The sequence below is a fragment of the Curtobacterium sp. ME26 genome (assembly GCF_903970945.1).
GTDB lineage: Bacteria > Actinomycetota > Actinomycetes > Actinomycetales > Microbacteriaceae > Curtobacterium > Curtobacterium citri.
In genome coordinates this window covers 55862-66441 of sequence record NZ_CAJCKG010000019.1, presented here as the reverse complement: position 1 = coordinate 66441, position 10580 = coordinate 55862, and the positions used below count along the sequence as shown (strand labels likewise).

At 75.2% G+C, this 10580-nt stretch carries 9 protein-coding genes; 5 read left to right on the top strand and 4 right to left on the bottom strand.

Annotated elements, in window-relative coordinates; all coding sequences use genetic code 11:
• From H7A69_RS09510 to mtrA, 4 genes are all read right to left on the bottom strand, one after another.
• On the bottom strand, positions 1-534 hold a 534-nt coding region (locus H7A69_RS09510; protein WP_411469360.1), incomplete at its 3' end, for a ComF family protein.
• Positions 535-643: 109 nt separating this feature from the next.
• Complete coding sequence (locus H7A69_RS09505) at positions 644-2323, bottom strand: GerMN domain-containing protein (RefSeq protein WP_182046810.1); 1680 nt, start codon at positions 2321-2323, stop codon at positions 644-646.
• Positions 2323-3897: an MtrAB system histidine kinase MtrB gene (gene mtrB / locus H7A69_RS09500; protein ID WP_411469359.1), complete on the bottom strand. Its 1575-nt coding sequence runs from the start codon at positions 3895-3897 to the stop codon at positions 2323-2325. The genes H7A69_RS09505 and mtrB overlap by 1 nt, the downstream gene beginning before the upstream one ends.
• Before the next feature lie 266 nt (positions 3898-4163).
• The gene (gene mtrA / locus H7A69_RS09495; RefSeq protein ID WP_069712275.1) at positions 4164-4838 is read right to left on the bottom strand and encodes an MtrAB system response regulator MtrA; all 675 of its coding nucleotides are present in this window, start codon (positions 4836-4838) and stop codon (positions 4164-4166) included.
• Positions 4839-4983: 145 nt separating this feature from the next.
• Here mtrA and H7A69_RS09490 point away from each other — a divergent pair, with 145 nt between their 5' ends.
• From H7A69_RS09490 to H7A69_RS09470, 5 genes are read left to right on the top strand one after another with little or no spacing between them, the layout of a single operon-like run.
• Complete coding sequence (locus H7A69_RS09490) at positions 4984-6303, top strand: glycerophosphoryl diester phosphodiesterase membrane domain-containing protein (protein WP_182046809.1); 1320 nt, start codon at positions 4984-4986, stop codon at positions 6301-6303.
• Complete coding sequence (locus tag H7A69_RS09485; RefSeq protein ID WP_182046808.1) at positions 6300-6932, top strand: DUF4129 domain-containing protein; 633 nt, start codon at positions 6300-6302, stop codon at positions 6930-6932. The genes H7A69_RS09490 and H7A69_RS09485 overlap by 4 nt, the downstream gene beginning before the upstream one ends.
• On the top strand, positions 6929-8233 hold the full coding sequence (locus tag H7A69_RS09480) for a DUF4350 domain-containing protein (protein ID WP_182046807.1): 1305 nt from the start codon (positions 6929-6931) through the stop codon (positions 8231-8233). Before H7A69_RS09485 ends, H7A69_RS09480 begins: the two co-directional genes overlap by 4 nt.
• Positions 8230-9222, top strand: a complete 993-nt coding sequence (locus H7A69_RS09475; protein WP_182046806.1) for an AAA family ATPase — start codon at positions 8230-8232, stop codon at positions 9220-9222. Before H7A69_RS09480 ends, H7A69_RS09475 begins: the two co-directional genes overlap by 4 nt.
• Positions 9222-10580 carry a DUF58 domain-containing protein gene (locus H7A69_RS09470; protein WP_182046805.1) on the top strand — a complete coding sequence of 453 codons (1359 nt, stop codon included), beginning with the start codon at positions 9222-9224 and terminating at the stop codon, positions 10578-10580. Before H7A69_RS09475 ends, H7A69_RS09470 begins: the two co-directional genes overlap by 1 nt.

Sequence of the window (10580 nt, the reverse complement as noted above, 5' to 3'; positions counted from 1 at the left end):
GTGGGCCCCGACGGTCCCGGCGTTCGCGGCACCGCGGCCGACTGCCCCCCGCGGTCGCGGTGTGCGCCGCCGGGTCAGCGACCGCGCCCGCGCCCGCACGCGGGACCGCCGCAGCAGCAGGTCGACGGGGTCGAAGCCGCGCCGACGGGCACCGGCCCGCGACGGCGGCACCCGGACCAGGAGCGCTCCGGGGGCATCGGCGAGCGCGGCGGCCACGAGCGTCCCGAACCGTGGGGCGAGCACCGGCGCGAGGTCGACCCGGCCCCGCAGCTTGAGCTCGAGGACGAGCACCCGCACCGGTCCCTCGTAGGCGAAGGCGGCGTCGAGCCGCACACCCGCGACGAGCCGTCGGCGGCGGGGACGGGCGTCGATCCCGGCACGGCAGGACGCGCAGCACGCCCGGTCGGGGGCACCGCAGCACACGCACGTGACCGGCAGCACGAGCCCGAGGACGGCGAGGACCGCGTCCCACCACGGCCGGGACGTCCCGGCGGGCGAGCTGTGGCGGCGGACGGGAGGTGACGTCGGGTGCATGCCCCCATGGTCGGACCCGACCACCCGTGCCGGTGGGCCGGTCCCGCCGACGGTGGACGGGCCTCCCGGCCCAGACGCCTGTGCAGGAGCACCCTGCGTCGACGAGTGGTCAGCGCTGGGTGCCCAGCACGTCCGCCTCGATGCCCGTGGTGTCCCACCGGCCGCCGGTCGACTGCAGGACCGACCCGTCCGCCATCCGGAGCAGGATCGAGCCGCCGCTGCCCCCGGTGACGGACCGCGCCACCCCGTCCGGCTCCGGGAGGACGGCGGACTGCCCGCCGACCGTCGACCGGACGACGTCGGGCCCGTCGTCCGTCTGCCCAACCGACACCACGTCGCTGTCGTTCACCCACGCGGCACCGACGGCGGCGCCCGTGGCGGCCTGCACCCGGACCGGCGACCCGAGGGCCGTCGGCGTGCGGTCCCCGTCGCGCAGGATCGCCATGACGTACAGGGCCGGCCCGTCCGACGTCTCGATGAGGGCGAGCGCACGCGTGGAGTCCCGGGACACCTGGAAGGAGACGAGGCCGCCCCGCGGCAGCTTCGTCGCGACCTCGTGCGGGTCGCCGCCGAGGCCGTACGCCGTGACGGAACCGGTGTCGCCCGCGCCGCCGACCCAGACGAAGCCGAGGTCGTCGATCGAGGGCGGCACCAGGTCGTCCGTCGCGTCGATGCGCACCGCCTGCTTGCCGCGCACGACCACGACGCCGCTGTCGTTGCCGACGGCGACCACCGAGCCGGAGGCGGACAGCGAGAACGACGTGGGGTCGAGCGCGGCGACGGCGGCACCCGCACCCCCGCCGAGCGACGCGACCTTCCCGTTCGCGGAGCCGTACCCGACCTGGTCGTCGCGGTCGACGAGCGGGCGCGGGTCGACGTCCGGGTTCACCTGTGCCGACGTACCCGTCTGCTCCGGCGGGGTGAAGGTGGCCCCCTCGAACGTGATCGACACCGAGGACACGGACGCGACCGAGGCGAGGGACCGCGTGAGCTGTTCCCGCATCCGGAGCTTGTCGTCGTTGCTCGACCGGAGCGCGTCGCTGGACAGGTCGACGACCGCCCTGCCGTTCTCGATGGAGACCGCGTTGAGCGACAGCTGCGTGCCCTCGGGGAACGCGGAGACGACGGCGCCCTTGAGCCAGTCGGCGGGACCGGCGATGAGGGCGCTCGCGATCCGGGTGCTCGTCGAGGACCGGGCGAGGAACCAGCGCTCGTCGGGCACGAGGTAGTCGTAGGACGGGTCGAAGAAGTACAGGGCGTGCTGCTCGAAGACCGACTCGAAGCTCACCGGCGTCAGGATGATCCCGTCCGGTGCGGAGGCGATCCGCCACTGCCCGTCCTCGCGGACGAACTGGAAGGTCAGGGTGGAGGTGGTGGGCCGCACGGCCTGCGTGTACTCCCCGTCCGCACCGACGGTGGCGCTCGCGGTGAGCGTGTAGGTGAGCTCCCGGTCGGCGACGCGGTCGACGGTGGCGCTCCCCTGCGTCACCGTGACGCCGCGACGCGGGTTCCAGTCGTCGGCGAAGCCCTTCGCCAGGAACTCCCGCGCGATCGCGTAGTCGTCCTGGGCACCGGTGCCGGCGGCGACGAAACCGCGCAGGACGGCGGTCTGGTCGGCACCGGGCACGGGGCGATCCGGTCGGTAGTCGACCCCGGAGATGGACTCGTCCTTGATCGACTGACCCGAGCGCACGGCGCCGCCGGTCGGGATGGCCGCGCACGCCGTGAGCGCGACGAGGGCGAGGGCGGCGAGCGTCGTCGCGACCGCGGTGCGGAACCTGGAGCGCATCAGTCGTCCTCCCGGACGGCACGGGGGCCGTCGTAGGCGTCGTCGAGGTCGGGCAGCGGGATGGCGGACGTCGCCGTGCCGAGCGACTCGCCGCGGGGCAGGGTCAGCACGAACGTCGAGCCCTCGCCGGGGCGGGACCACACGTCGATCCGCCCGCCGTGCAGGTTCGCGTCGCCGAGCGAGATCGCGAGCCCGAGGCCGGTCCCGCCGATCGTGCGGCGGCGGGAGGGGTCCGCGCGCCAGAAGCGGTCGAACACGCGGGCGGCGTCCTCCGGGGGCATGCCCACCCCCTGGTCGCGGACGGCGATCGCGACCGAGCGCGCGTCGCTGTCCACGACGACCTGCACCGGCTTGGCGTCGCCGTGCTCGATGGCGTTGCCGACGAGGTTCCGCAGGATGCGTCGGATGCGCTTGGCGTCGAGCTGCATCGTGGTGTGCCCACCGGGGGTCGCGAGCTGCAGCTCGGTGCCGGCGCGCTCGGCGAGCGGCTGGAACTCCTCGACGATGTCCGCCGCGAGCGACGCCGGCACGACGGGCTGGGTGTCGAGCTGCACGGCCTGGGCGTCGTACCGCGAGATCTCGAGCAGGTCCGCGAGCAGCAGCTCGAAGCGCTCGACCTGGGCGTGGAGCAGCTCCGCCGACCGCCCGACGGACGGCTCGAAGGCGTGGCGCGAGTCGAAGAGCATGTCCCCGGCCAGCCGGATCGTGGTGAGCGGCGTCCGGAGCTCGTGGGAGACGTCCGACACGAAGCGCTGCTGCACACGGGACAGCTCGGCGAGCTGCGTGATCTGCCGGCTCACCGCGTCCGCCATGTCGTTGAAGCTCCGCGCCAGGATCGCGATGTCGTCGTGCCCGCGCACCGGGATGCGCTCGTCGAGCCGACCGGCGGCGATCTTCCGGCTCGTCTCGGCGGCGCCGCGGATGGGCACGACGACGAGCCGCACCACGAGGGACGTCACGAGCGCGATGAGGACGATGAGCGCGACGCCGCCGATCGACAGCGTCTGCGACACGAAGTCGAGGGTCTGCTGGGCGTCCGAGAGGTCGTAGACGATGTAGAGCTCGTACTGCCCCGCGCTCGGGACCTGCAGCACGGACCCCACCGCGAGCCCGGGTTCGCTCCGGCCGCCGTCCTCGAGCTGGACGGGCTGCAGGCTGAGCCGTCCGGTGTCGCGGCCGACCTCGCGTCGCAGTGCGTCGGTGATGACCGCGTCGGGGAAGTCCTGGCTCGCGAGGTTCTGCAGGGTCTGCGGACTCGACTGCCCCGGCGATCGCTCGATGGCGATGCTCGTGCCGCCCGGGCTCGTCGTGTTGGACAGGATCGCCTCCTGCGCCTCGCTCTGCAGGGTCTCGAGCTCCGTCTGGTTGTTGTCGGACGCGGCGGTCGCGGCGTCGAAGATGCCCTGGGCGACGACCGTTGCTCGCGCCGACTCGGCCTCGATCTGGTCCCGACGCTGCGCGTAGACGTTGTTCGAGATGCTGATCATGACCGCGGTGCCGATGACGGCGACCGCGAGGCCGCTCGTCGCGACGGTGATCGCCACCGACCGGACGAGCAGCGAGCGGCGCCACAACCACGCGACGGCGTACCAGCCCCGTCGGACCCACCGGCGAGCGCGCCGACGGGCGCGGAGCGCCCAGCCGCGGGCGAGCAGGTCGCGGCCCGCCGGCTGCCGGGGAGCCCCCGCGAGCGGGCCGCGCGCGGACGCGCCGGTTCCCGCGGATGCACCGGCTCCCGCGGATGCACCGGCTCCCGCGGACGCGCCGGGAGTCGCCGACGCCGGACCGGTGGGGGTCCGGTCCGGGGCGGGTGCGCCAGACGGTCCCGGCGGCACGGTGCTCAGGCTCCTCCGGCCCGGTAGCCGACGCCGCGCACGGTCGTGACGATCCGCGGGTTGTCCGGGTCGTGCTCGATCTTCGCGCGGAGGCGCTGCACGTGCACGTTCACGAGCCGGGTGTCCGCCTTGTAGTGGTAGCCCCACACCTGGTCGAGGAGCATCTCGCGCGTGAACACCTGGTTCGGCTTCTCGGCGAGCGCGCGGAGCAGGTCGAACTCGAGCGGGGTGAGCGCGATGACGGTGTCGCCCCGACGGACCTCGTGTGCGGCGACGTCGACGGTCAGGTCGCCGGCGTGCAGCACCGACGCGTCGGCGGCCGTCGGACGGAGCCGCGTCTTGATGCGCGCCACGAGCTCCTTCGGGTTGAACGGCTTCACCACGTAGTCGTCCGCGCCGTTCTCGAGCCCGGCGACGACGTCGGCGGTGTCGCCCCTGGCGGTGAGCATGATGATCGGCGTCCCGCTCTCGGCACGGATGCGCTTGCAGACCTCGATGCCGTCGATGCCCGGGAGCATGACGTCGAGCAGGACGAGGTCGGGCTTCGTGCCGTGGAACGCCTCGACGGCGTCGTTGCCGTCGGCGCTGAACTCCGGCTCGTAGCCCTCCGAGCGGAGGACGATGCCGATCATCTCGGCGAGGGCCTGGTCGTCGTCGACGACGAGGATGCGCGGTGTCATGGGCGTGGACTCCGTGTGGCGGGCGGTGGTGCCGGACCGGCACCTACGGTCACGATAGCCGAGCACCCGTCGAGCAGCGTTCTCCGGCAGGATGGGTCGGGTCGCGCGTTCCGCTGCGCGGCCGGTGCAGGACGAGGGGGCGGCGATGTCCGACTGGCAGGTTCCGGGTTCGCGCGACGGCGACGACCGGACGGGAGGCCCGACCCGGCCCCCGGCGCAACAGCCGTCCGGCGCGTGGCCGGGTCAGCACCAGCCGCAGTGGCAGCAGCAGCAGCACGGCGAGCCGCCGCGGCCGCCGCAGCGGCCCGCCGTGCCGCTCCGCCCGCTGGGCTTCGGGGACGTGCTCGCCGGTGCCTTCACGGTGTTCCGTCGGAACGCGCGCGTCCTGCTGCTCTGGAGCCTGCTGCTCAGCGGTGTGCTCGGGCTGGTGTCGACGATCGCGAGCACGCTCGGGCAGCGGGTCCTCCAGTCGCGGATGGCCTCCGCCCTCGACGGCGGCAGCGGGTCCGACGACGTCCTCGCCGGCTCGGTCACCACGTACCTGCTGCTCGCCGTCGCCCTGCCGTTCCTCGCCTCCCTCGGCCGTGCGTTCCTCGTCGCACCGGTGGCGGCCGACACCGGCCAGCGCGTGCTCGGTCGCCGGGGCAGCTTCCGCGGGCTCTGGTCGCTCCTGGCCGGGCGGCGCTGGTCCGTGCTGGCGTGGATCCTGCTGCAGCTCGCCGCCGGTGCCGTGCTCGGCGGGGTGTTCGTCGCCCTCGTCCTCGGCGCGTTCGGGGCCCTGTCGGCGGGCGCGTCCGGCGTCGGCGGGTACATCGCCGTCATCCTGCTGCTGTTCGTCGTCGCGGGCCTCGCGGTCGCGTGGCTCGGGACGAAGTTCGCCTTCACCGTGCCGACCATCGCGCTCGAGGGCCGCGGGGTGCTCTCGGCGGCGGCGCAGTCGTGGCGGCTCACCCGCGGCGCGTTCTGGCGCACGCTCGGCATCGTCCTGCTCGTGCGGGTGGTGTTCGGCATCGCGGCGTCGATCGCGGCCACACCGCTGACGTTCGCCACGGTGCTCGCCGCAGGGACCTTCGACCCGCTCGGGCAGACCGACGCGAGTGCCGGCATCGGGCCCGGTGCCGTCGTGGCGGTCGTCGTCGGTGCACTGCTCACCATCGCCGTGCAGTGCACGACCGACGTCCTCAGCGCGTCGATCGTGACGTTCCTCGCGATCGACCGGCGGATCCGGACCGAGGCGCTCGACCAGCGGATCCTCGCGCACCTCGAGACCGGCGAGCCCGCCGACCCCTTCGCTCCGGCACCCGCCGTCGACCGGTCGTCCCGTCCGGGACCGCAGTGGCCCGGACAGCCGTGGCCGGGCGCGCAACAGCAGTGGCCCGGGCAGCAGCAGTGGCCCGGGCAGCCGTGGCCCGGGCCGCACGACCAGGGTGGCCCCGGGTGGCACCCGTCGGACGGCGGCGCGTGAGCCCCGGCGCGGACGAGGCCCGACGGCTCCTCGAACGCGAGCTCGAGCGGTCCGAGTACGACGGCGCACGGGCCACCTGGTGGGACCGTGCCTCCCGGGCGTTCCTCGACTGGCTCGGGTCGTTCCGGGTCGGTGGTCTCGACTCCCCCGTCCTGACGCACACGTTCCTCGCGATCGCGGTCGTCGTGCTCGTCGCGGTCGTGGTCCTCGTGGTCGTCGCCCGGGGCCTGCCCCGTCGCCGACCACGGACGACACCGACGTCGGACGGGTCGGTCTTCGACGCCGAGGACATCCGCTCGGCGCGGGAACTCGGCGACGCCGGCCGGGCAGCGCTGCGGTCCGGCGACTGGTCCGGTGCCGTCCTCGACGGCTACCGCGCGCTCGCCCGCGGGCTCGGTGAACGCGACCTCGTCCGCGACGTGCCCGGTGCGACGGCCCGGGCGGTCGCCGGCCGTGCCGCACCGCTGTTCGCCGAGCAGGCGGAGCGGATCGACGCCGCGGCGCGCGCGTTCGACGACGTCCGGTACCTCGGCCGCTCGGCGGACGAGGCGGTCGCCAGAGCGGTCCTCGACACCGAGCAGGCCGTGCGGACGGCACACCCCCAGGCCGTCCCGGCGGTCCCCGCGTGAGCACCACGACCGCGACGCACGGCACTCCCCCGACCGCCGGTGCTGGAACGGGTGCCGACGCCCGTCCGCCCCGTCGCGGCGGACGGGTCGTCCTCTGGGTCGTCGTCGTCCTCGTGGGTGTGCTGCTCGCCGCGCTGACGGCGGCGGTGCAGTCGTCGACCGGTCCGACCCGCGACCCGCTCGACCCCCGGTCCGCGACCGCCAGCGGTGCGGAGGCCCTCGTCCGCGTGCTCGAGCAGCAGGGGACGACCGTCGACGTCGTCGACCGCGTGGACCGGCTCGACGCCGGGGACCTCCGGGGCAGCACCGTCCTCGTCGACGACTCGGCCGCAGCACTGGACCCCGCGGTCGCGCGTCGGCTCGGCCGCGAGGCCCGGCACGTCGTCCTGTTCTCCGACGACCCGACGTCCCTCGAGGCGCTCGGCCTCGGCGTCGAGCCGGCCGGTCCGGTCACCGGCGACGCGGTCGTCTCCACGGCCGGGTGCGCGATACCGGCAGCCGAGGCCGCTGGTCGGATCACGAGCACCGGGTCCGGCTACCGCCCGACCGACACGGTCCGCCCACCGGCCGACACCGACCTCTGCGTCCCGACCGGCACCGGCGACGACCGCGTCGCCGGCCTGGTCCGGACCTCCACGGCCGGCGGCGACGTGACCCTCGTCGGCACCACCGCGGCGTTCCGCAACGACACGGTCACCACGGCGGGCAACGCCGCGTTCGGGCTCGCGCTGCTCGGCTCGGCCGACCGCCTGGTCTGGTACACCCCGACGACGACCTCCGCCGACGCCGCACCGACACTCGGCTCGCTGGCACCGCCGTGGGTGCCCGGGGCGCTGCTCCTCCTCGGGCTCGTCGCCGTCGCCGCGGGCGTCTGGCGCGGGCGGCGACTCGGGCCGCTCGTCGTCGAGCGCATGCCCGTCGTGGTGCGCGCTGCGGAGACCACCGAGGGCCGGGCCCGGCTCTACGCCCGCACCCGCGACCGGACGCACGCCCTCGACACCCTCAGGATCGCGGCCATCCGACGGACCGCACGCCGGCTCGGTCTCCCACCGGGGGCACACGTCGACGAGGTCGTGCGCGCCGCCGCCCGCGCGACCGGGCGGCCGGACACCGCCGTCGGTGCCGTCCTCGTGGGCGGGCCGACGCACGACGACCGCGCCCTGGTCGACGGCGCCGCGGCGCTCGACGAGCTCGAGCGGGCCGTCCGCACGGCGACCGGCGAGGCGGCCGCCGGCCCCACCACGACCGCACCCACGACCACACACACGACCCACCGCGACCGACGAGGAGCACGACCGTGACCGATCCGTCCCCCGCCCACACCCCGACGGCCACCGCCCCGGACCCGCTCCGGGAGGCCTTCGGTCGCCTGCGTGCCGAGGTCGGCAAGGCCGTGGTCGGGCAGGAGGGCGCCGTGTCCGGCATGATCGTCGGCGTCCTGGCGCAGGGGCACGTGCTGCTCGAGGGCGTCCCCGGGGTCGCGAAGACCCTGCTCGTACGGAGCGTCGCGGCGGCGATGTCGCTCGACACCAAGCGCATCCAGTTCACGCCCGACCTGATGCCCGGCGACGTCACGGGGTCACTCGTCTTCGACGCATCGACCGGCACGTTCCCGTTCCGCGAGGGACCGGTGTTCACGAACGTGCTGCTGGCCGACGAGGTCAACCGGACGCCGCCGAAGACGCAGTCGGCGCTGCTCGAGGCGATGGAGGAGCGCCAGGTCAGCGTCGACGGCGCAGCACGCCCGCTCCCCGAGCCCTTCCTCGTCGCCGCGACGATGAACCCGATCGAGTTCGAGGGCACCTACACGCTGCCCGAGGCACAGCTCGACCGCTTCCTCGTGAAGCTCACGCTCGACGTGCCCCCGCGGGACGTCGAGTGGCAGGTCCTGCGCCGGCACGCGGACGGCTTCGTCCCGCGGGACGTCCGCTCCGCCGGGATCCGACCGGTGCTCGGCGCCGACGAGGTGCTCGCGGCACAGCGGGCGGTCCGCGCGGTCGGGGCGCGGGACGACGTCCTCGCGTACGTGGTCGACCTCGCCCGCGCGACACGACAGGCGCCGTCGGTCCGGGTCGGCGTCAGCCCGCGCGGCGCGACCGCGCTCCTCGCCGCGGCGAAGGCGTGGGCCTGGCTCACCGGGTACGACGCCGTCACCCCGGACCACGTGCAGGCGATGCTCGTGCCGGTCTGGCGGCACCGGCTCCGGGTGGCCGCGGACGCCGAGCTCGAGGGCGTCGGTGCGGAGGGCGTGCTGCAGCAGGTCGTCGAGCAGGTCCGGGTCCCGTTCTAGTGGCGGTCTCCGGTCGGTTCGTCGCGCTCCTCGCCGTCGCGATCGTCCCCGTCGTGCTGCTCGGGAGCGCGTGGGCCGGTGTGGCGTGGATGGTGGTCGTCGTGCTCGCCGCGGGGCTCGACGTCCTGCTCGCCGCGGACCTGCGGCAGGTGCGGGTCGAGCGCCGGATGCCGCGGCTCGCGCGACGGGGGACGACCGCCGACGGCACCCTCGTCCTCGTCAACGACGGCTCCCGCACCCTGCGCGCCCTCGCCCGGGACATGTGGGAGCCGTCCGCGGGTCAGACGCCCCGACGACTCCGCGCGACGGTGCCCTCCGGGGAGCGCCGCGCGCTCCGCGTCCGCTTCGCACCGTTCCGCCGTGGGCGGCGATCGACCACCGGTGTCGCCGTCCGGACCGCCGGCCCCCTCGGGCTCGCCGCCCGGCAGCGGGTCGTCGCGGCGCCCGCGGAACTCGTCGTCACGCCACCGTTCCGCTCTCGCCGCCACCTGCCCTCGCGGCTCGCGCGGTTGCGGGAGCTCGACGGCGAGACCACCCTGCAGCTCCGCGGCCACGGCACCGAGTTCGACTCCCTGCGTGACTACGTCCGCGGCGACGACGTGCGGTCGATCGACTGGCGCGCCACCGCCCGACGACAGGACCTCGTGGTCCGCACCTGGCGACCCGAGCGCGACCGACGGGTCGTCGTGGTCGTCGACGGCGGTCGGGCGGGAGCCGGTCGGGTGGAGGACGAGCCCCGACTCGACACGTTCATCGAGACGGCGCTCCTCCTCGGCGCGCTCGCGTCGGCGGCGGGCGACCGCGTGGACCTCGTCGTGCTCGACGACGGCGTGCGCCAGCGGGTCCACGGCGCGACGCGGACCGACGTCGTCCGGCGCTTCGGCGAGGCCCTCGCACTCGCGGAGCCCGGACTCGCGGCGACGGACTGGGCGGCGGTGCCCGGCCTGGTCGACGCGGTGACGACCTCGCGCTCCCTCGTCGTGCTCGTCTCCAGCCTCGACTCCGTCGGCGCCTCGGCGGACCTGCTCGCGGTGCTCCCGCGGCTCACGCGGCGGCACGCCGTCGTCGTGACCAGCGTCACCGACCCGACCGTCGAGCGGATGGCGGACGGGGTCCCGGAGCCGGGACGCGCGGAACCGGACCGGCGGGGCGGACGGGTGCCGGGCCTCCCGTCCGGGTCCGGTGCCGAACGCGACGTGTACCGACGCGCCGCGGCGACCCGGACGCTGCTCGACGCCGACGGTGTCGGGGACGTGGCGCGTCGCGCCGGGGCCGAGGTCGTCCGCGGCACGCCCGAGCAGGTCCCGCCGGCCGTGGCGGACGCGTACGTCCGCGCCAAGGCGACCGGGCGGCTCTGA